Origin of the sequence: Zobellella denitrificans (assembly GCF_002407485.1) — a bacterium.
Taxonomy (GTDB): Bacteria; Pseudomonadota; Gammaproteobacteria; order Enterobacterales; family Aeromonadaceae; genus Oceanimonas; species Oceanimonas denitrificans.
In genome coordinates, this window is sequence record NZ_CP012621.1 from 3,235,480 (window position 1) to 3,255,565 (window position 20,086).

Genomic DNA, 20,086 nt, shown 5'->3' on the forward strand with positions numbered 1-20,086 from the left:
ATTTATTCCGCGCCGGCGTCTAGGCGGACAGGGCCCGCCCCTCCCGGGAAATCATGGCTTGCACAAAGCTGGACACGTCGAGGATCAGGGCCACGGAGCCGTCGCCCAGTATGGTCGAGCCGCCGATGCCCCGCAGGGCGCCGAACAACTTGCCCAGGGGCTTGATCACCGTCTGGTGCTCCCCCAGCAGCTCGTCCACCACCAGCCCCGCCTTCTGCCCGGCGCACTGCACCACCACCACGTTCTCGCGCCGGCCCTTCGCCGCCGCCAGGCCGAAGTGCTCGCCGAGCTTGATCAGCGGCAGCACCTCGCCGCGCAGATTGAGGTAGCTGTGTTCCCGGGCCAGCCGGCGATCCGCCTCGCTCAGTTCGATGCACTCCTGCACCGTGTCCAGCGGCACCACGTAGCGCTCGCCACCGACCCCCACCAGGAAGCCGTCGATGATCGCCAGGGTCAGCGGCAAACGGATGCTGATCCGGGTGCCCTGCCCCGGCCGGCTGTCCAGATCGATGCGCCCCCGCAACGCCAGTATGTTGCGGCGGACCACGTCCATGCCCACGCCCCGGCCCGACAGGTTGGTGACCGTGTCGGCGGTGGAAAAGCCGGGTTCGAAGATAAGCTGGTACACTTCCTGTTCGCTCAGGCTGGTCCCCGGCGGGACCAGTTCCCGCTCCATGGCTTTCTGCAATATGCGCTCCCGGTCGAGGCCGGCCCCGTCGTCGGCGATCTCGATGACGATGCTGCCGGCATCATGGAAGGCGTTGAGCCGGAGGTTGCCGGTGGCCGGCTTGCCCGCCGCCAGCCGTGCCGCCGGCGTTTCTATGCCGTGGTCCATGGCGTTGCGCAGCAGGTGCATCAGGGGATCACCTATCTTTTCGATCACCGTCTTGTCCAGCTCGGTGTCGGCGCCGCTGATGTGCAGGGCGATGTCCTTGCCCAGCTCCTGGCTGACGTCGTGCACCACCCGCTGGAAACGGTTGAAGGTATCGCCAATCGGCACCATGCGCAGGCGCAGGGCCCCGTCGCGGATCTCCTCCATCAGCTCGGACACCAGCGAGGTCGCTTCCTGCAGGGCGGTGTCCTGGGCGCGCTGGGCCAGCAGCTTGACCCCGGCGCCGGCGATCACCAGCTCGCCCACCAGGTTGATCAGCTCGTCCAGCTTGTCGGCCTGGACCCGGATATAGCGGCTTTCCTTTTTCTTCTGCTCCCGGCCCTGGCTCTGCTTCTCCAGGGCGGTCTGCACCAGCACCGGCGCCACCGCCTGCTGCCCCACCAGCACTTCCCCCAGCCGGGGGGCCGGCGCCGCCTCGGCGGCGGCCTGCTCCAGCTCCTGCCGGGTCAGGGCCCCGCTCGCCACCAGTATTTCCCCCAAGCGGGCGTCGTCCTCCGGCAGCGAGCGGATCAGCGCGATATATTCGGACACCTTGCCGTGGTGCGGCAGTATCTGCAGCTCGCAGTCGTCGCGGACGAAGTCGAACACCTCGGCGATGGCCGCCTTGTCCGCCTCCGACTGGAAGTCGAGCTCGAACCCCAGGTAGCAGGATTCGGGATCCATCTCCGCCGCCGCCGGCATGGTGTCGGTCAGGGTGGTCAGCGAGAGGATGCGGCCCATGGTGCCCAGGTAACGCAGGAAAGACAGGGGATCCATGCCGTTGCGCAGCACCTCGGGGCCGAAACGCAGGGACAGGTGCCAAAGGCTCGCCGCCGCCTCGCTCTCTTCCTCCCGGGGCTGGCGGGAAACCGGCCCGTCCGTCGCCACCGGCGCCGGGACGCCGCCGCGGAAGGCCTGCAACCGAGCCAGCAGGGCCCGGCCCCGCTCCAGGGTGTCGGCGGCCGGCGGTTCGCCCCGCGCCACCCCGTCCACCAGTTGCTCGATATGATCCCGCCCGGCCAGCAACAGCGCCACCAGCTCGGCGTCGGCGGCCAGCTTGCCCTCCCGCAGCCGGTCCAGCACGTCCTCCACCACGTGGGTGAAGTCGACGATGGGGTCGAGGCCGAACAGCCCGGCCGAGCCCTTGATGGTGTGGGCGGCGCGGAAGATGGCGTCCAGCACCTCGGCGCCGGCCTCCTGCTCCAGCCCCAGCAGGCCGCTCTCCATCTCTTGCAGCAGCTCCCTGGCCTCGTCGATAAAGGTGTGCAGTACCTGATCAAGGTTGATGCTCATCTGTAATTCCTTCTCCTTGCCATAAGGGGCTCAGGCGCTCGGATCACCCGGCAGCCACTGGGGATCGCCGAAGTGGGCGTTCAGCCGGCACAGCTCCAGCACCTCCAGCACCGCCTGGCTGTGCCAGAGCAGGGACAGGGCCCCGCCCTGGCGGTCGAGCTCCCGCTTGGCCAGCAGCAGCAGTTGCAAACCGGCGCTGTCCAGCTCGCTGACCCCGGCCAGATCCAGGCCCAGCTGTTGTGGCCCGGCCAGATAGGGCGCCAGCTGTGACTTGAGGGCAGCGGCGGTGTAGATGGTCAGTTCCCCCTCCAGCCGTAACAGCACCCCCTGCTCCCGGGTTTCGGCAACGATCTGCATCGGCGTTTCTCCCTAGGGCATGATCAATTTGGATACCGCCGCCAGCATCTGCTGGGGCTGGAACGGCTTGACCACCCAGGCCTTGGCCCCCGCCGCCTGGCCCTCGGCCTTCTTTTCCGCCTGGGACTCGGTGGTGAGCATGATCACCGGGGTGAACTTGTAGCCGGGGTGGCGCTTGACCTCCTTCAGGAAGCTGATGCCGTCCATGTTGGGCATGTTGACGTCGCTGATGATGAGGTGCACCTTGCCGCCATTGAGCTTGGACAGGGCATCCCGGCCGTCGCAGGCCTCGATGGTGTCGTAGCCGGCGCCCTTGAGGGCGATGCTGACCACCTGTCGCAAGGAGGCGGAGTCGTCGACGATCATGATGGTTTTGGCCATGAGTGTTCTCCCCTAGAAGAAGGTAATGTCCGACTGGCCCTGGCGTTCGGCGGCCTGGCCCTGGTGAATGAGGTGCTGCTCCAGCATGGCGTAGCTGCGGCTCATGCGCGCCAGCCAGGCATCCACGTCGATGGGCTCCCCCGCCTGCGCCAGGGTCCGCCCGAATTCCTCCAGGTTGTCGCACACCTGGCGCAGTATCTGGCTGGTTCTGTCCTGGAACTGCAGCGACACCAGCATCTGCTCTATCTCGCCCCGCACCCCTTCGCCTTCGCTGCGGGTGCTGTCCACCGCCCGGGTCAGGCTCTCGGCGGTACCGTCGAACTGGCTCAGCAGCTTGCGCAGGGCGGCCTCCGCCTGGTCCAGTTCCTTGTCGTCCTCGGCGCTGGCCTGTTCGCTGTCGCTGAAGGTATCGAGGATGGCCTGGTTGATGACGTTGACCTTGTCGGCCATGCTCTTGCTGGTGGCGCTGGAACGGATGGACAGGCTGCGCACCTCGTCGGCCACCACCGCGAAGCCCCGGCCGGCCTCGCCGGCCCGGGCCGCTTCGATGGCGGCATTGAGCGCCAGCAGGTTGGTCTGGCCGGCGATGGCGTCCACCTCCGCCGCCATCTTCTGCAGCTCCTCGGTATAGCCGGTCAGCACCCGCACCTCGTCGAGCATGGCCCTGTGCCGCTGCTGGGCACCGCGCAGGGAGGCCACTATCTCCGCCAGGGCCTGCTCGCTGGCGCGGGTCACCGCCTTCATGTCTTCCTCACCCCGGGCGATGGAAGCCCCGGACTCGCCCACCAGCTCGTTCAGCCGCGCCACCAGGGCAGAAAATTGCCCGGTCAGTTCGGCGATGGCCTCTTCGGTCTGGCCACGGGCGGTCTCAATATGGCGCCCCAGTATGGGCAGCACCGCCTGGGCCAGGGCCGGGCCGTCGGCCGGCTCCGGGGAAGGCGGCGCCACCGCCTCGGCCCGGGCGTCGGCCAGCCTGGCCAGGCTGAGTCTGCAGTAGTGCCCCAGGCCGGCAGAGGCCGGGCACAGGAGCACGGACACCAGCAGGGCGGGGGTGGAAAAGTCGGTGAGCCACAGCAACGGCAAGCTGGCCGTCACCGCCACCAGGACGGGCGACAGGGCGACGAGAAGTGGCACCGCCGGCGCCTTCCGCTCCCCCTGCACTATGTCAGCGTTATTCATCTATGCCTCCCGGACATGCTTTCTCCCGGTCGCCTAAAAAAGCGCGCAGGATCCCGCCGGCCTGAACAGCCGGTAAAAAACAAACATTGTGGCCAGTTAATTAAACCGGGCATCCAAAATCCGGGACAATAATCCCCTGCCATGGCCATGGAATTGGCAATGGTATAGTGCCTGGTCAATATAAAAGGAATAAGTGTGGGTTTTAGGTGCTCCCTGAAAAATCATCCTTGCCATTTTTCTTATTATTAAGATCGGGGCTCGGCAAACGGTAACGCCAATCCGCAACGCGTATTAACAATTAGCATAAAAAAAAGATAAGTGTCAGCTTACACATGAAAAATTAATATTTTTTTGCATGGCACCAAGGCGGATGCAGGGTATTACGGAATGTTCCTTTCATACTCTCCCGGCGCCGCACATTTCCATCCATGTCGATAAGCCGGATGGCAAGACGGCCAAAAAACGTGACGGCCATTCCCCCGCTGACGAATGGATATAAATCAGACAGCGATGTCACACTTACCCAATAAGAGGTATTTATCAAAACCCTGGCTGTATTAGCTGAAGATGATTTAAATAACCTCCGGATTACGGAGTTTTGCGCCTGAGTCCTAAATAACCGCGCCGGATATGCTACAGCGACCGGATACCGTACGCGGACCGCCGGGCCCGCGACCATGCAGCTAGTGGTGTTCGGGGCCGTGATTTGATGGCAATATGTTCCCTCTCCCCAGACTTGCATGGATGCCCGTTATGAGGAAATTCGCTTTACCCCTGCTGGCGTGGTGGCTGGCCACGGCGTTCCCCGCTCTGGCCGACCGCCTGGTGGTGGCCACCGAAGGCGCCTATCCCCCCTTCAACTACCATGACGAGCAGGGCCGGCTCACCGGCTTCGACGTGGACATCGCCCTGGCCCTGTGCCGGGCCATGGCGGCCGAATGCGAACTGGTCGCCGAGGAATGGGACAAGCTGCTCGACGGCCTGGAGCAGGGCCGGTTTGACCTGGTGGTGGCCAGCATGGCCCGCACCCCGGCGCGGGCCGAGCGGGCCGACTTTTCCGAGTACTACTACCGCACCCATTCGATGTTCGCCGGCCAGGCCAACCGCCATGCCGACGTATCCCCCCAAACCCTGGCCGGCCTGCGCCTTGCCACCGGGGTCGACACCATCCAGGCCGAGTTCCTGCAACAGCGCTACCGGCAGAGCCATATCCTGCTGGCCCGCAGCCAGGAAGAAGCCCTGGCCTGGCTGGCCGAGGGCAAGGTGGACCTGGTGCTGTCCGACAGCATCAACCTGCTGAGCTTTCTGCAGAGCCCGGCAGGCTCGCCCTTCGACTACGTGGGCGAGCCCCTGGCCGACGAGATACTGCAGGCGGAAGCCCGCATCGCGGTGGCCAAGGGCCGGCGGGCGCTGCTCGAGCGGATCAACAAGGCCATCACCACCATCCGCCTGAACGGCAGCTACGATCACATCAACCGTCAATATATTCCGTTCAGCGTATATTGAGGCGCACAGGAGGCAGCCGAGCGGTGACACCGAGATCCCGGGAATTCCACCCCAGCCTGTCCACCACCCTTTCCCTGGTGGTCTGCGCCCTGCTATTGTTCATGGCCGGGATCACCTGGCTGGTGGTCCCCCTGCTGGCCGGCATCGGCCAGAGTTCGGGCCAGACCCGCGAACAGCATATGCCGGAGATCCTCAACCACCAGCGCCATGCCCTGAAAATCGAGAAGATCAGCAGCTACCTCAATACCGTTTACTGGGCCCAGAACGCCGACATGGAGCGACGGGCCCGGTTGCAGGCCCAGGTGCTGATCCAGAGTTTCATGCTGGAAGACCGCTCCCCCCTGGCCACCGCCACCGCCGACTCCCTGGAAACCATCAAGCGGCTGATCGAGATAAGGAGCCAGCAGCGGGAACAAATGGACAGGGTGGGTCGGCTGCTGGCCGAGCTTGCCTCTGCGGATTCCCCCGTCCGGTCATTGGGACAGGGCGGAGCCGCCCCCCTGCTGCCCCTGCCTCCCCTGACCGACATCCGCTGGCCACGCCTGGCCCCAATGCTGGAAGCGCTGCTCCAGGCGCTGCCGGAAACCGGCGACAGCGAGCCGCACCGGCAGTGGCTCGACGCGCTCGCCCGCCACCTGCGGGAAGTGTCGGCCCTCAACACCCGGGCGGACGAACTGATGAACGCGGGCCAGCAGCAGTTGCAGCAGATAGCCAATTACCTGACCACGGACGCCGCCCTGCGGGTCCAGCAACTGGCCGAGAACATCGCCCGGGATGCCGGGGCCGCAACCCGCTACACCTACCTGCTGATCGGGGTCATCACCCTGCTCACCCTGCTGCTGTTCGCCGCCCTGCATTATTTCGTGCTCCGGCCCTTGCAGGCCTCGGTGCAGGCCCTGCGCGCCATAGAGCAGGACAAGAACGACCATGTCCAGCTGCCTCCGGTCCTGTTCAGCGAGCTGGATACCATCTGCCGGGCGGTGGAAGACTATTCGGCCATGACCCGGAAGCTGTGGCAGGCCAACGACGAACTGCACCAACTGTCCCAGAAGGACGGCCTGACCGGCCTGGCCAACCGCCGCCATTTCGATCTGGCGCTGCGGGAGGCGCTGAACCGGGTCCGCCGGCACCACGGCACCCTGGCCCTGCTGATGCTGGACATCGACCATTTCAAGCAGCTCAACGACGGCTTCGGCCACCTGAACGGCGACGAATGCCTGAAGGCCCTGGCCCGTATCCTGAAAGGCTACGGCCAGCGCAGCGGTGAACTGGCCGCCCGCTACGGCGGCGAGGAATTCGCGCTGATCCTCACCGATCTCAACCGGCAGCAACTGATCCGGCTGTGCGAGCAGATCCGGCAGGAGGTGGCCAGGCTGCTCCTGCCCCAGGCCGAGCCGGGTCCGCCCATGCGCTTTACCGTCAGCATCGGCGCCGCCCTGCTGCCCGCCGCCGAACTCGGGCAGGAAACCGAGTTGCTGATGCTGGCCGACAAGGCCCTGTACCAGGCCAAACAGGGCGGCCGCAACCGGGTGGTGATCGGCGAGCGGGAACTCCCCCGCCTCGAAGAGCCGAGATCCGCCCTGGGCTGAGGATGAGGCGCCAACGGCGGAAAGATCGGCAACAAAAAAGGGCCCTTGCAGGGCCCTTTTCACGGCGGAGAATAAAGGCCCTCAGGCCAAGGCCTTGACCAGCTCCAGCACGTCGACCTCGATGCCGTCCAGCTCCTCGTCCCAGTTGGGGCCGATGCGCACGCCGTCTTCGGACAGATCTTCCACCCAGATCTCCAGGAATTCGGCCAGGCTGATTTCGAAGGGCTCGTAGTCGGCCCACTCCTCCAGGCACTGGGCCCTGGCCTCGTCCTCGGTGGACCAGACCGGCATCACCTCGGTGTCTTCGAACTCGGTGGAATCGCATACCACCCACTCGTCCCCGAAGCGCAGCCCCCACATCACCCGGTTGGCTTTCACTTCATCGATAAAACGCTGGTAGTTTTGCTGGTGGCTGTCGCTCATCTTGTTCACCTTTGGCTGATAATGGGGAGAGAGCCCCCGAATGGGGCGATACTGAACCAAATCATCCCTAGACTCAATCAAAACAATATTAACAGACTGCTGCGCCGGCCCCTCGGGCCCATACTTAACCATAGGAGGTGGAGCATGAAATTACCCGCCAAACACCGTGTCGCCAGCCTGGACGTCGACGCCCAGTATACCTTTACCCCGGCCTGCCCGGACGAGCTGCCGGTGCCCGAGGGCGACCAGATCGCCGACGAACTCAACCGCCAGGCCGCCTTCGCCGGCTACCGGCTCGGCTCCAAGGACGCCCATTCGCCCCAAGCCCACTGGCTCGCCACCGAGCAGGAGCCGCCCTTTACCCCCATCGCCGGCGCCAGAAACATGGACATCCGCTGGCCCCGCCACGCGGTGCCCGGCACCAAGGGCTTCGAGCTGCTGGCCGGCCTGCCCCACCCCGCCGACTACGACTTTTTCGTGTGGAAGGGGGTGGAGCCGGACATGCATCCCTACGGCGCCTGCTACCATGACCTGGCCGAGCGCCAGAGCACCGGCCTGGTCGAGTTTCTGCGCTGCAACGGGGTGAGCACCGTGCTGGTGGGGGGCCTGGCCACCGACTACTGCGTGCACAAAACGGTGCTGCAACTGCTGGCCGCCGGCTTCACCGTGGTGGTCAACCGCTCCGCCATCCGTGGCGTGGCCGACGAAAGCAGCCGCCACGCCATCGCCGAAATGATCCAGCTGGGTGCCCATTTCGTGCACGATGCCGGCCAGTTGGAGCAGGCCGATGACTGAGCCCGTGATCCGCTCCCTGCTCGATACCGACCTGTACAAATACACCATGATGCAGGCGGTGCTGCACCAGCACCCGGCGGCGCCGGTGGAATACCGCTTCCGCTGCCGCACCCCGGGCATCGACTTCAGCTGCTGCCTCGACGAGATAGAGGCCGAGATCGATCACCTGTGCCGGCTCCGGCTCGACGAGGACGAGCTCGACTACCTGGCCGGGCTCGACTACATCAAGCCCGACTTTATCCACTTCCTCCGCCTGTTCCGGCTGGATCGGCGCTTTATCGAGCTGGGCTGCGAGCAGGGCCGGCTCGAACTGCATATCAAGGGCCCCTGGCTGCACACCATACTGTTCGAGGTGCCGCTCTTGGCCATCATCTGCGAAGTCTATTGCCGCCGGCACTACCCAAGCCCCGACTGGCACCAGGCCCGGGAGCGGCTGCGGCACAAGATAGCCCTGGCGGCCGCGGCACCCGCCAGCTTCCGCTTCTCCGACTTCGGCACCCGGCGCCGCTTCTCCCGCCGCTGGCAGGAGGAAGTGGTGGCCCGGCTCGGCCAACAGCTGCCGGTGCAGTTCGCCGGCACCAGCAACCTGGATCTGGCCCGCCGCCTGGGGCTAAGGCCGGTGGGCACCATGGCCCACGAGTTCCTGCAGGCCTTCCAGGCCCTGGGACCGCGGCTTATCGACAGCCAGAAGGCGGCGCTGGAAGCCTGGGTGCACGAATACCGCGGCCGCCTGGGCTACGCCCTCACCGACGTGGTGGGCATGGACGCCTTTTTGCGCGACTTTGATCTCTACTTCGCCAAGCTGTTCGACGGCCTGCGCCAGGACTCGGGCGACCCCATGATCTGGACCGAGAAGGCCCTGGCCCACTACCGCCGCATGAAGATAGATCCGCGCGGCAAGACCCTGGTGTACAGCGACAGCCTGACCATGGCCCGGGCGCTGGAAATCCACCACCGCTTCCAGAACGACTGCGCCATGGCCTTCGGCATCGGCACCCACCTGACCAACGACGTGACGGATCCGGTGCCGCTCAACATCGTGATCAAGATGACCGCCTGCAACGGCCAGCCGGTGGCCAAGCTGTCCGACAGCCCGGGCAAGGCCATGTGCGAGGACGCCGGCTACCTGGCCTACCTGGCCCAGGTGTTCCAGGTCCGGCTGGCCGGGGCGGATGTGGCCGGATGATGTAAACTTATTGTTACAGGAGTACTGAACCCAAGGCCGGACCGCCGCTTCTAAATAATGAGCGGGCTCTCTAGATTAGAAGCCGACACCGCTCGAGGAGGGAGCAAGATGAAAGCGACCCAATATGTGGCCCGGGAGCCGGGGCCGGACGGCATTATCCACTACAGTACCGAAGAAAACGCCATCTGGCAGACCCTGATCGAACGCCAGCTGGCCTGCGTGGCCGGCCGCGCCTGCGACGAATACATGGACGGCCTGGCCCGGCTGGATCTGCCCCGGGATCGCATCCCCCAGCTCGACGACATCAACCGGGTGCTGGAGCCCGCCACCGGCTGGCAGGTGAGCCGGGTGCCGGCGCTGATCTCCTTCGATCGCTTCTTCGAACTGCTGGCCAGCAAACGCTTTCCGGTGGCCACCTTTATCCGCAGCCGGCAGGAGCTGGACTACCTGCAGGAGCCGGACATCTTCCACGAGATCTTCGGCCACTGCGCCCTGCTGACCAATCCGGCCTTCGCCCGCTTTACCCATGCCTACGGCCAGCTGGGGCGGGATGCCAGTCCCCAGGACAGGGGCTTCCTGGCCCGGCTGTACTGGTTTACCGTGGAGTTCGGCCTGCTCAACACCCCGGCCGGACGGCGCATCTACGGCGGCGGCATCCTCTCCTCCCCCGGCGAGACCCGCTATGCCTTCGAGTCCCCGGTGCCGGAGTTCCGCCCCTTCGATATCCTGGATGTGCTGCGCACCCCCTATCGCATCGACATCATGCAGCCCATCTACTACGTGATCGACTCCATCGACGAGCTGTTCCATATCGCCGAGATGGACATCATGGCCAGGGTGAACGAGGCCAAGGCCCTGGGGCTGTTCGCCCCCACCTTTCCGCCCAAACAACAACAAGCCAGTTAAGGAGTGAACATGACCGCACTTGCCCAACAACACTGCGAAGCCTGCCGCGCCGATGCCCCCAGGGTCAGCGACGAAGAGCTGGCGTCCCTGATGAAGGACATTCCCGACTGGACGCCGGTGGCGCGGGACGGGGTGCTGCAGCTGGAGCGGGAATACAAATTCAAGAACTTCAAGCTGGCCTGGGCCTTCGCCGACAAGGTGGCGGAGCTGGCCGAAAGCGAATTCCACCACCCCACCATCACCCTGGAATGGGGCAAGGTCACCGTCACCTGGTGGACCCACGCCATCCACGGCCTGCACCGCAACGACTTTATCATGGCCGCCAGGACCGATACCCTGCTGGAAGGCTGAAAGCCGGGAGCTGGAAGCTGGAAGCTGGAAGCTGGAAGCTGGAAGCTGGAAGCTGGAAGCTGGAAGCTGGATGCTGGAAGAGATAAAGGAGTAGGAGTCGGGGTCAATTTTTAAAATTGACCCCGACTCCTTTTGATATTTACCGGGCGGTCAGGGTGCGGCCGTCCTTGGCATGGATCACCAGTTCGCCAGCCGGATTGAACTCGATGCGCTGGCCGTTGCCGAGAATATCCAGCATGGCCTGCTCCCGCTCCATCTGTGCCGGTGTGCACATCATCATGGTGCTGGCCATGCCGGTGGTCTCGAGCTTGTCGCCCAGGAGCAGGTAGCCGCCATGGAAACCGTTGCAGAAGGCACGGCCATAAAGCCGGCCGTCGTCGCCGAAGTTGAGGGTGCCGACGGCCTGGCCGATGCTGCCGGGCAGCTCGCCGCTTACGTCCATGCCGTTCAGATCCCGCACCTGCCACTCGGTGCCGGTCAGGGCCTGTTGCTGGTTGCCCAGTTCGGCGCAACCGCTCAGGGCAACCAGGGACAGGGATGACACCAGGGCAAGGGAAGTCAGTCGATTCATAAAAGCCTCACAGGATAAGGAAAAGCCGTCCCGGCTCAGGGCAGGCGCATCCCGGCTGCGACCATGAATTGAGTAATAACTCTAACACTATACCCGCTTTGGGAGGAAAGGCCCACCCCTGACCCAAACCCGACGCCGGCGTGGGGAGGCCCATTGAAATGGGCCCTAGAGTACCGATCAGTTAAAACGTAAGCAGCGTGATATCTCACCTGTAGGCGCCCGTTTACGTGGCGCAAACCTGCCAACGGCGTGGGGCGTGGCAATTGGGCGCCGGTTTGTGCCGGTTCATGCCGGCTAAAGCGGCATCTACAGCAGCTCGGTGCCACCCTCATGCGGGCGGCCCGCCCGCATGAGGGTAGCGCCGAGGTGGGCGAAGGCACAACCCAACCCGCGCTGCCTCGAGCCTCTTTAAAGCTGTGGTGTGGCAGGCCAGCCCGAGGGTTCCCGCTGCGCGGGAAAGCAGGCGGGCCGCCTGCGCTCCACCATTGGGGCGCGGGCGGCCCGCCCGCATGAGAGTGGCACCGAGGCTGGCAAAAGCACAGCTCAACCCGCGATGCCTGTTCTGCCTCAAGCCTCTTTAAAGCTGTGGTGTGGCAGGCCCGTCCGAGGGTTCCCGCTGCGCGGGAAAGCAGGCGGGCCGCCTGCGCTCCACCAGTCAGGTGCCAATCTGCAAACGTCGTGTGCCTACCGACGAGAGTGGCAGGGATAGCACACGCCTGACCGCTTGATGTTTAAACTATATGGCGCTCTAGCTTCCAGCCGCCTCACACCCCCAGCTTGTCGCGCAGGCTGTAGTAGACGGCGCCCATGGCGGTAAAGGGCACCTGGAAGCGGCGGCCGCCGAAGAAGGGCAGGTGCGGCAGGCGGGCGAAGGCGTCGAAGCGCTCGGCCTGGCCCTTGAGCACCTCCGACAGCAGCCGTCCCGCCAGGTGGGTGCAGGTCACGCCGTGGCCGCTGTAGCCCTGCATATAGTAGACGTTCGGCTCCAGCCGCCCGAACTGGGGCAGGCGCGACAGGGTCAGCAGGAAGTTGCCGCTCCAGCGGTAGTCTACCTTCACCCCCTTGAGCTGGGGGAAGGTCTTCAGCAGTTTGGGCATCACCAGTCGCTCGATATCGTCCGGATCCCGGGCGCCGTAGACCACGCCGCCGCCGTACAGCAGCCGGTTGTCGCCGGTGAGGCGGTAATAATCCAGCAGGTAGTTGCAGTCCTCCACGCAGTAGTGGCGGGGGATCAGGCTCGCCGTCTGCTCCTCGCTCAGCGGCTCGGTGGTCACTATCTGGGTGCCGCAGGGCATGGCCTTGGCCGCCAGCTTGGGCTCCAGGTTGCCGAGGTAGGCGTTGCCGGCCAGCACCAGGAAATTGGCGGTCACGCTGCCGCCCGCCGTTTTGGCCACCGCCGGATCGCCATACTGGATATGGGTCACCGCCGACTGCTCGAAGATGCGCCCGCCCAGTTTGCGGATGGCTTCGGCTTCGCCCAGGGCCAGGTTGAGCGGATGGATATGGCCACCCCGGTGATCGAGCAGGGCGCCCACGTAGGCCTCGGTGCCGATCTCCTCCCGTACCTGGCGTTCGTCCAGCAGCTCCAGCTGCCGGTGGCCGTAGCGCTCCCAGTTGGCCTTCTGGTTTTCCAGCTCGTGCAACTGGCGCGAATTGAGGGCGGCGAAGATGCCGCCGGGGCGGAAGTCGCAGTCGATGCCGTACTGCTCGATGCGGCTGCGGATGATGTCGCCGCCCTCGAACATCATGCTGCCCAGCATGCGGGCGGTGTCCTGGCCGTAGCGGGCCTCGATCACGTCGATGTCCCGGCTGTAGGAGTTGACTATCTGGCCGCCGTTGCGGCCGCTGGCGCCGAAGCCGATGCGGCTGGCTTCCAGCAGCACCACGTCGAAGCCCGCCTCGACGAGAAAGAGGGCGGTAGAGAGGCCGGTGTAGCCGCCGCCCACCACGCAGACGTCGCAGCGGATGTCTTCGGTCAGTTGCGGCCAGGGCTCGTGCCGGTTGGCCGAGGCGGCGTAGTAGCTGTTTACATGTTCCATTTAAAACCTCTCCCTTAATCCAGTGCCAGCCAGGTGGTCTTGAGTTCGGTGAATTTTTCCAGGGCGTGCAGGGACTTGTCCCGGCCGTTGCCGCTCTGCTTGACGCCGCCGAAGGGCACCGTCATGTCGCCGTCGTTGTAGTTGTTGATAAACACCGAGCCGGCCCTGAGCTTGCGCGCCAGCCGGTGGGCCCGGCCCAGATCCGAGGTCCAGACCCCGGCCCCCAGGCCGTACTTGCTGTCGTTGGCCAGGCGCACCGCTTCTTCCTCGCTGTCGAAGCTGGTCACCGCCAGCACCGGGCCGAAGATTTCCTCCTTGGCCACCGTCATGTGCGGGCTCACCTGCTCCAGCACCGTCGGCCCCATAAAGTTGCCCGCCTGCTCCCGGCCGTCCAGGCCGAGTACGGCGCCTTCTTCCAACCCCTCGGCGATATAGCGACAGACGCTGCCGTGGTGATCGCTGTCGATCAGGGTGCCCATGGTGGACTCGGGATCCAGCGGATCCATCGGCTTGAACGCTTCGGCGGCTTTCTTCAGCTCGGCCAGGAAGGCGTCCTTGATGCTCGCCTCCACCAGCAGCCGGGTACCGGCGATGCACACCTGGCCCTGGTTGTAGAAAATGCCGGCGGCGGAGGCCCGGGCCGCCTTGGCCAGATCCGGGCAGTCGGCGAACACCAGGTTGGCGCTCTTGCCCCCCGCCTCCAGCCACACCCGCTTCATGTTGGAGCGGCCGGCGTATTCCATCAGCAGCCGGCCCACCCCGGTGGAGCCGGTGAAGGTGAGGCAATCCACGTCCTGGTGCAGGGCCAGGGCCTTGCCCGCCTCGTGGCCGAAGCCGGGCAATACGTTGAGCACGCCGTCGGGCAGGCCCGCCTCCCTGGCCAGGGCGGCGAGGCGGATGGCGCTGAGCGGCGACTTCTCCGACGGCTTGAGGATCACGGAGTTGCCCGCCGCCAGCGCCGGCCCCAGCTTCCAGCAGGCCAGCAGCAGCGGGAAGTTCCAGGGCACTATGGCCGCCACCACCCCGATGGGCTCGCGGCTGATCAGCGCCAGCGCCTCGGGCCCGGTGGGGGCAATTTCGCCGTACACCTTGTCCACCGCCTCGGCATACCACCGGATGGCGCGGGTGGCGCCGGGGATGTCATCCCGCAGGCTGTGGCGGATCGGCTTGCCGGTGTCCAGGGTTTCGAGCAGTGCCAGCTCTTCCCGGTGTTCCTCCATCAAGTCGGCCAGGCGCAGCAACACCCGCTTGCGCTCGGCCGGCGCCGCCTCGGCCCAGACGCCGGATTCGAAGCTGGTGCGGGCCACCGCCACCGCCGTGTTGACGTCCCGCTCCTGGGCCCGGCTGGCCTCGACCAGGATCCGGTCGGTGGCCGGGTTGATCACCTCGAAGCGCTCGCCCCCTTCCGCCTCCCGGTATTCGCCGGCGATAAAGAGCCGGGATTCGATGCGCAGTTGTGCCGCCCTGGCCTGCCAGTGGGCCTTGTCTTTGTAGTCCATGATGTTCTCCGCGTTCCTTACAGGTTGGGCGGGGTGTGCGCGCTGATGATGCGGCACTCCCGCTCCGAAACATTGGTAAAAGTATGGGGCAGGCCGGTGTCGATGACATAGCTCTGCCCGGCCCGGAGCCGGTGGCATTCACCGTCCACCGTCAGCTCTATCTCCCCTTCGAGCACGGTGCCGACCTCTTCCCCCTGGTGTTTGAGGTGGCCGCCGGTGCTGGCGCCGGGGGCGTAGGTTTCGATCAAAAAGCCCAGGGCCCGCTTGCGGTTGCCGTTGTGCACCAGCTTGAAGGACACGCCCCGGCTGCCGATCTCGATCAGCTCCTCGGGCTCGATCACCACCTTGTTGCGCTTGACGGGCACCGGCTCGGCGAAAAACTCCGACAGCGACATGCCGTACACCTTGAGCAGCTTCTGCAGGCTGCTCACCGCCGGGCTGACCTTGTCCTGCTCTATGGTGCAGATGGCGCCGTGGGTCAGGCCGGACAGCTCCGCCACCTTGCGCTGGCTCAGGCCCAGCCGCTGGCGGATGGCCGCCAGCCGGCTGCCCGGGGCCAGGTCGGTCTTGCGCGCCTCGCTCATCCCGCCTCCCTGGCCGCCCGATAGTGGCGACAGGCCTCGGCAAAGCCGTCGAACAGGGCGCGGGACAGGGCATTGTCCCGGCTCAGCCACTCCGGATGCCACTGCACCCCCAGGGCGAAGGGCTGATCAGTCAGGCTGATGGCCTCGACCAGGCCGTCCGGTGCCCGCGCCTCGACCCGCGCCGCCGCGCCCAGCGCCTTCACCCCCTGCATGTGCAGGGAATTCACCGGCTGGCGGCCGGGGCCGGCCAGCCGGGCCAGCAGGCCACCCGCTTCGGGAGTGATGTCGTGGGCCGGGGCGTACTGCTGGGCCAGGGGCTGCTGCTTGTCTTCCCGGTGTTCGTCGAACAGGCCGGTGTCGTGCAGGCGCCGGTGCAGGGTGCCGCCGCTGGCCACCACCATCTCCTGGAAGCCGCGGCAGATGCCGAACAGGGGCAGTTGGCGTTGCCGGGCGGCGGCGATAAGCCGCAGGCTCAGTCGATCCCGCCCCGGATCGTTGAGCGGCTCTTCCCCGCTTTCGCCGTAGTGATGGGGCTCCATGTTGCTGTAGCTGCCGGTGAGCAGCAGGCCATCGAGCATGGCCAGGGCCTGCTCCAGGCCCTGCTCGTCGTCGCCCAGCCCCTGGGCCAGGGGAAAGGGCAGCAGGCCCGCGGCCTGCACGGCGTTGAGGTATTTCTCCTGCAGCGTCATCGCCGGATGCGGCCCCAGCATCTGCCGGCACATGATGATGCCGACCACAGGCTTGTTAAATATATGCACCATCCGTGTTTCCTCACTCATGCTCTAAATCCTGAACAAAAAACCATTGGCGGGCTACTTTTGTCAAATATATAGTTAAAACCTAGCACACGGAGATTTACCACTCAATAATATTTAACACTTGCAAAACAAAATAAACGAAATTATGTTTCTCATGGTAAGTATTTTTAACGGTCACATGGCGGTGCAATCATGCAAGCAGAGATGGAAATGTTAAACCCCCTGGCCCAGGTCGAACCCCTGGTGCCGAGCGACTTCGAGCGGGAGGTGGCCGACTACCTGGCCCGCTATCCCGATACCCAGTATGTGGACGTGCTGCTCACCGACCTCAACGGCATCTTCCGCGGCAAGCGGCTGCCGGTGAGCGCCCTGGACAAGCTGGAAGCGGGCTGCTTCTTCCCGGGCTCGGTGTTCGCCATGGACTTTCGCGGCAACGTGGTGGAGGAAACCGGCATCGGCCAGGACATCGGCGAGCCGGATCTGCCCTGCTTCCCCATTGCCGATACCCTGGTGCCCTCGGCCTGCGATCCGGATACCGTGGCCCAGCTGCTGCTGACCATGGTCACCGAGGACGAGCAGCCCTTTCCGCTCGAGCCGCGCAACGTGCTGGCCCGGGTGTGGGAAAAGGTCAAGGCCCGGGGCCTGCGGCCGGTGGTGGCGCTGGAGCTGGAGTTCTACCTGGTGGACCGGGAGCGGGACGAGGGCGGCCGGCTGCAGCCGCCCTGCTCGCCGCTCACCCAGAAGCGGGACACCTACAGCCAGGTGTACTCGGTGGACAACCTCAATAACTTCGCCGAGATCCTGGCCGACATCGACAACCTGGCGATCCGGCAGGGGTTGCCGGCCGACGGCGCCGTGGCCGAGGCGGCGCCGGGCCAGTTCGAGATCAACCTCTATCATACCGACGACGTGCTCGCCGCCTGCGACCAGGCCCTGGCGCTGAAGCGGCTGATCAAGCTGGTGGCGGAGCAGCACGAGATGGACGCCACCTTTATGGCCAAACCCTACGAGGAGCATGCGGGCAGCGGCCTGCACGTGCACATCAGCGTGGTCGACGACCGGGGCGACAACCTGTTCGTGGACGAAGACGGCGAAGACTCGGCCCTGCTGCACCTGGCCCTGTCGGGCATGCTGGATCTGATGCCCGACAGCATGGCGCTGCTGGCCCCCAATATGAACTCTTTCCGTCGCTTCCAGCCCGGCATGTACGTGCCCACCCAGGCTTCCTGGGGCCACAACAACAGGACGGTGGCCCTGCGCATCCCCTGCGGCGACGACGACGCCCGCCGCATCGAGTACCGGGTGGCCGGGGCCGACGCCAATCCCTATCTGGTGGTGGCGGCCATCCTCGCCGGCCTGCTGCACGGCCTGGACAACACCCTGCCGCTGCCGGCGCCGGTGGTGGGCAACGGCCTGGAGCAGGAAGGGCTGCCCTTCCCCACCCGCCAGAGCGAGGCGCTGCAGGTGCTGGCCGAGAGCCAGCCGCTCAAGCGCTACCTGGGGGAGGAGTTCATCGAGGTGTACCGCATCTGCAAGCACGACGAGCTGCTGGAGTTCGAGCGGCGCATCACCGATATCGAACTGGAGTGGATGCTTAAAAACGCCTGATAACCTGTTGACGATCTACAGTACTCGGCCAAAGCGCACTGCTCCGCCGACACGCCGGGGATCTGATACTCGCCGTTTCGACCTGCTGCGAACATTCACTGGATATTCGGTCAGGCCGAAACGACTCGTCACGGCGAGCAAGCTCGCCCCCTGGGGGCTCCGCCGCGCCATCCCTGGCGCGGAGGGTCGGCGAAGCAGCACCCTTTGTCCTCCCCGGAGCGCCGTTGTCGCCTGCCGGCGCTACGCTCAGACGGCACCGGAACTTAAAAGAGGCAGCAGGGATGGCCTCCGCCGACCGTCACATGCCAGGGATGGCATGTGCCGAGCGTCACAGGGATGTGCTTGAAGCGTGTCGACGGAGGCGGCCCTGCTGCCTTATCTCTGGGCTGCAACAGACTGGCCTCGGGAAGATCGCAAACAGGCCTTGAGCGGACTATCACGTTTTTCCGGTGGCAACCGGCCCCAAGGGGCCCTTTGCCACCGGAGCCGGTGCGGCCGGCCCCGGGCTTGCCGCGAACAACCATAGGGACATGACCGGCGCCATCGCCGGCCCCTCGACCAAGGACAATACCGATGCAACGAGATGATACCCTGGTACTCGAACCCTCCGAAAAATGGCCGCCGCTGTGGCGTGGACTGGCGGTGGCCCTGGTGGCGGCGCTGGGCTTTGCCTGGCTCGGCTTCAACCACGAGGCCGGCAGCGACTACGGCGTGCTCAGCCTGCTGCCGGCCGCCCTGGTGATCACCATGGCGGTGCTCACCCGCAAGACGGTGGAATCCCTGCTGGCGGGCGCCCTGCTCGGCCTGCTGCTGCTGGATCCGGGCGATCTGGTCAGCCCGCTGGCGGACGTGACCCTGGCGGTGATGATGGACGAGACCATCGCCTGGCTGATCCTGGTGTGCGGCATGATGGGCGGGCTTATCAACCTGCTGGCCCGGGGCGGAGGCGTGCACAGCTTCGGCAACTTCATGACCCGGCTGATCAAGTCTCCCAGCGGCGCCATGTTCGGCACCGTCGGCCTGGGGCTGGTGGTGTTTATCGACGACTACCTCAACTCCCTCGCCGTTTCCTCCTCCATGAAGAAGATCACCGATACCTACAAAATCTCCCGGGAAAAACTGGCCTACATAGTGGACTCCACCGCCGCGCCCATCTGCATCCTGGTGCCAATCTCCACCTGGGCGGTGTTCTTCGCCTCCCTGCTGGAGGATTCCGGCGCCGCCGACGGTGGCCGGGGCATGTCCCTTTATATCCAGAGCATTCCCTACATGCTCTACGGCTGGGCCGCCCTGCTGGTGGTGGTGCTGGTGGCGGCCAACCGGCTGCCGGATCTGGGCGCCATGAAGCAAGCGGAAGCCCGCGCCCGGGCCGGCCAGCCGGTGCCGACCGGCTGGGAAGACCAGGAAGAAGCTCAACCAAGCCGGAATACTCCCGCCTGGCTCGGCCTGGGCAACTTCCTGCTGCCCATGCTGGTGCTGGTGCTCGCCAGCGCCTGGTACGAGATCGATCTGCTGAAAGGGGTGCTGGTGGCCCTGGGCTTCACCATGCTGCTCTATTCGGTGCAGCGGCTGCTGTCGTTCCAGCAGCAGGTGGACGCCACCCTGGACGGCTTCAAGGTGATGCTGTATCCCATCGCCACCGTCTGCGCCGGCTTCGTCCTGAAGGAAGTCAACGACCAGCTGGGCATGACCCAATACATCATCGACACCGTCACCCCCATCCTCACCCCGGCCCTGCTGCCCGCGGTGGTGTTCCTGGTGATGGCGCTGGTGGTGTTCAGCACCGCCTCCAGCTGGGGGGTGTTCGTGATCTCCCTGCCCATAGTGGTGCCCCTGGCCCAGGCCATGGCGGTGCCCATGCCGCTGGTGGTGGGCGCCCTGCTCTCGGCCTCGGCCTTCGGCAGCCACGCCTGCTTCTTCAGCGACTCCACCGTGCTGTCCGCCCAGGGCGCCGGCTGCGACACCATGGATCACGCCCTGACCCAGTTGCCCTACGCGCTGATCGGCGGCGCCCTCACCCTGGCGGCGCTGCTCGCCGCCGGCTTCTGGCTGGTGTAAGTCCGCTCCTCGTACCAGAGTCGGGCCCGCTGCCCGGCTCTGGCTCAAATCTCACTCAGTCCGCACCGCCGGCATTATGCAGCCGGTGTTCGGTCCCTTCCCTCCATGGAGCCGGACGGTCAGCCGCCCATC

18 protein-coding genes are annotated in these 20,086 nt (G+C 65.5%); 8 read left to right on the top strand and 10 right to left on the bottom strand.

Annotated features, from left to right (window positions below; translation table 11 throughout):
- Positions 1–19: 19 nt before the first annotated feature.
- The 4 genes from AN401_RS15300 to AN401_RS15315 are packed head-to-tail and all read right to left on the bottom strand — an operon-like array spanning position 20 to position 4,081.
- On the bottom strand, positions 20–2,164 hold the full coding sequence (locus tag AN401_RS15300; protein ID WP_096779831.1) for a chemotaxis protein CheA: 2,145 nt from the start codon (positions 2,162–2,164) through the stop codon (positions 20–22).
- Positions 2,165–2,194: 30 nt separating this feature from the next.
- Positions 2,195–2,521, bottom strand: coding sequence for an STAS domain-containing protein (locus AN401_RS15305; protein WP_094038243.1), 327 nt, complete (start codon positions 2,519–2,521; stop codon positions 2,195–2,197).
- 12 nt (positions 2,522–2,533) lie between these two features.
- Complete coding sequence (locus AN401_RS15310; RefSeq protein WP_094038244.1) at positions 2,534–2,902, bottom strand: response regulator; 369 nt, start codon at positions 2,900–2,902, stop codon at positions 2,534–2,536.
- A 12-nt stretch (positions 2,903–2,914) separates the two neighbouring features.
- Positions 2,915–4,081 (bottom strand): methyl-accepting chemotaxis protein, encoded by a 1,167-nt coding sequence (locus AN401_RS15315; RefSeq protein ID WP_096779832.1) that lies wholly within the window; start codon positions 4,079–4,081, stop codon positions 2,915–2,917.
- A 753-nt stretch (positions 4,082–4,834) separates the two neighbouring features.
- Here AN401_RS15315 and AN401_RS15320 point away from each other — a divergent pair.
- Positions 4,835–5,587: a transporter substrate-binding domain-containing protein gene (locus AN401_RS15320; RefSeq protein WP_094038246.1), complete on the top strand. Its 753-nt coding sequence runs from the start codon at positions 4,835–4,837 to the stop codon at positions 5,585–5,587.
- Positions 5,588–5,610: 23 nt separating this feature from the next.
- Complete coding sequence (locus tag AN401_RS15325) at positions 5,611–7,176, top strand: GGDEF domain-containing protein (protein WP_096779833.1); 1,566 nt, start codon at positions 5,611–5,613, stop codon at positions 7,174–7,176.
- 81 nt (positions 7,177–7,257) lie between these two features.
- On the opposite strand, the gene AN401_RS15330 is transcribed toward AN401_RS15325, so the two are convergent.
- Positions 7,258–7,599 (bottom strand): DUF2750 domain-containing protein, encoded by a 342-nt coding sequence (locus tag AN401_RS15330; protein WP_094038248.1) that lies wholly within the window; start codon positions 7,597–7,599, stop codon positions 7,258–7,260.
- Positions 7,600–7,743: 144 nt separating this feature from the next.
- Here AN401_RS15330 and AN401_RS15335 point away from each other — a divergent pair, with 144 nt between their 5' ends.
- From AN401_RS15335 to AN401_RS15350, 4 genes are all read left to right on the top strand, one after another.
- Complete coding sequence (locus AN401_RS15335; protein WP_094038249.1) at positions 7,744–8,394, top strand: isochorismatase family protein; 651 nt, start codon at positions 7,744–7,746, stop codon at positions 8,392–8,394.
- Complete coding sequence (pncB, locus tag AN401_RS15340) at positions 8,387–9,580, top strand: nicotinate phosphoribosyltransferase (RefSeq protein WP_096779834.1); 1,194 nt, start codon at positions 8,387–8,389, stop codon at positions 9,578–9,580. Before AN401_RS15335 ends, pncB begins: the two co-directional genes overlap by 8 nt.
- 108 nt (positions 9,581–9,688) lie before the next feature.
- A complete protein-coding gene (phhA, locus tag AN401_RS15345; protein WP_094038251.1) occupies positions 9,689–10,486 on the top strand; it encodes a phenylalanine 4-monooxygenase in 798 nt (265 codons plus the stop codon).
- Positions 10,487–10,495: 9 nt separating this feature from the next.
- On the top strand, positions 10,496–10,837 hold the full coding sequence (locus tag AN401_RS15350; RefSeq protein WP_096779835.1) for a 4a-hydroxytetrahydrobiopterin dehydratase: 342 nt from the start codon (positions 10,496–10,498) through the stop codon (positions 10,835–10,837).
- Between the two features lie 139 nt (positions 10,838–10,976).
- Here AN401_RS15350 and AN401_RS15355 read toward each other — a convergent pair whose 3' ends face one another.
- From AN401_RS15355 to puuD, 5 genes are all read right to left on the bottom strand, one after another.
- Complete coding sequence (locus AN401_RS15355; protein WP_096779836.1) at positions 10,977–11,408, bottom strand: META domain-containing protein; 432 nt, start codon at positions 11,406–11,408, stop codon at positions 10,977–10,979.
- 764 nt (positions 11,409–12,172) lie between these two features.
- Positions 12,173–13,447: an NAD(P)/FAD-dependent oxidoreductase gene (locus tag AN401_RS15360; RefSeq protein WP_096779837.1), complete on the bottom strand. Its 1,275-nt coding sequence runs from the start codon at positions 13,445–13,447 to the stop codon at positions 12,173–12,175.
- Between the two features lie 14 nt (positions 13,448–13,461).
- Positions 13,462–14,946 carry an aldehyde dehydrogenase PuuC gene (gene puuC / locus AN401_RS15365; RefSeq protein WP_096779838.1) on the bottom strand — a complete coding sequence of 495 codons (1,485 nt, stop codon included), beginning with the start codon at positions 14,944–14,946 and terminating at the stop codon, positions 13,462–13,464.
- A 17-nt stretch (positions 14,947–14,963) separates the two neighbouring features.
- Positions 14,964–15,530, bottom strand: a complete 567-nt coding sequence (puuR, locus tag AN401_RS15370) for an HTH-type transcriptional regulator PuuR (protein ID WP_096779839.1) — start codon at positions 15,528–15,530, stop codon at positions 14,964–14,966.
- The gene (puuD, locus tag AN401_RS15375) at positions 15,527–16,291 is read right to left on the bottom strand and encodes a gamma-glutamyl-gamma-aminobutyrate hydrolase (RefSeq protein ID WP_096779840.1); all 765 of its coding nucleotides are present in this window, start codon (positions 16,289–16,291) and stop codon (positions 15,527–15,529) included. Before puuD ends, puuR begins: the two co-directional genes overlap by 4 nt.
- A 201-nt stretch (positions 16,292–16,492) precedes the next feature.
- Here puuD and AN401_RS15380 point away from each other — a divergent pair, with 201 nt between their 5' ends.
- Together AN401_RS15380 and AN401_RS15385 are read left to right on the top strand one after the other, a co-directional pair.
- Positions 16,493–17,896 (top strand): glutamine synthetase family protein, encoded by a 1,404-nt coding sequence (locus AN401_RS15380; protein ID WP_269769024.1) that lies wholly within the window; start codon positions 16,493–16,495, stop codon positions 17,894–17,896.
- Positions 17,897–18,469: 573 nt separating this feature from the next.
- Positions 18,470–19,954, top strand: coding sequence for a Na+/H+ antiporter NhaC family protein (locus AN401_RS15385; protein ID WP_096779842.1), 1,485 nt, complete (start codon positions 18,470–18,472; stop codon positions 19,952–19,954).
- Positions 19,955–20,086 lie beyond the last annotated feature (132 nt).

Coding starts and splice junctions, on each gene's coding strand:
- AN401_RS15300 (WP_096779831.1), bottom strand. CDS start 2,164: ATGAGCATCAACCTTGATCAGGTACTGCACACCTTTATCGACGAGGCC.
- AN401_RS15305 (WP_094038243.1), bottom strand. CDS start 2,521: ATGCAGATCGTTGCCGAAACCCGGGAGCAGGGGGTGCTGTTACGGCTG.
- AN401_RS15310 (WP_094038244.1), bottom strand. CDS start 2,902: ATGGCCAAAACCATCATGATCGTCGACGACTCCGCCTCCTTGCGACAG.
- AN401_RS15315 (WP_096779832.1), bottom strand. CDS start 4,081: ATGAATAACGCTGACATAGTGCAGGGGGAGCGGAAGGCGCCGGCGGTG.
- AN401_RS15320 (WP_094038246.1), top strand. CDS start 4,835: ATGAGGAAATTCGCTTTACCCCTGCTGGCGTGGTGGCTGGCCACGGCG.
- AN401_RS15330 (WP_094038248.1), bottom strand. CDS start 7,599: ATGAGCGACAGCCACCAGCAAAACTACCAGCGTTTTATCGATGAAGTG.
- AN401_RS15335 (WP_094038249.1), top strand. CDS start 7,744: ATGAAATTACCCGCCAAACACCGTGTCGCCAGCCTGGACGTCGACGCC.
- pncB (WP_096779834.1), top strand. CDS start 8,387: ATGACTGAGCCCGTGATCCGCTCCCTGCTCGATACCGACCTGTACAAA.
- phhA (WP_094038251.1), top strand. CDS start 9,689: ATGAAAGCGACCCAATATGTGGCCCGGGAGCCGGGGCCGGACGGCATT.
- AN401_RS15350 (WP_096779835.1), top strand. CDS start 10,496: ATGACCGCACTTGCCCAACAACACTGCGAAGCCTGCCGCGCCGATGCC.
- AN401_RS15355 (WP_096779836.1), bottom strand. CDS start 11,408: ATGAATCGACTGACTTCCCTTGCCCTGGTGTCATCCCTGTCCCTGGTT.
- AN401_RS15360 (WP_096779837.1), bottom strand. CDS start 13,447: ATGGAACATGTAAACAGCTACTACGCCGCCTCGGCCAACCGGCACGAG.
- puuC (WP_096779838.1), bottom strand. CDS start 14,946: ATGGACTACAAAGACAAGGCCCACTGGCAGGCCAGGGCGGCACAACTG.
- puuR (WP_096779839.1), bottom strand. CDS start 15,530: ATGAGCGAGGCGCGCAAGACCGACCTGGCCCCGGGCAGCCGGCTGGCG.
- puuD (WP_096779840.1), bottom strand. CDS start 16,291: ATGGTGCATATATTTAACAAGCCTGTGGTCGGCATCATCATGTGCCGG.
- AN401_RS15380 (WP_269769024.1), top strand. CDS start 16,493: ATGGAAATGTTAAACCCCCTGGCCCAGGTCGAACCCCTGGTGCCGAGC.
- AN401_RS15385 (WP_096779842.1), top strand. CDS start 18,470: ATGCAACGAGATGATACCCTGGTACTCGAACCCTCCGAAAAATGGCCG.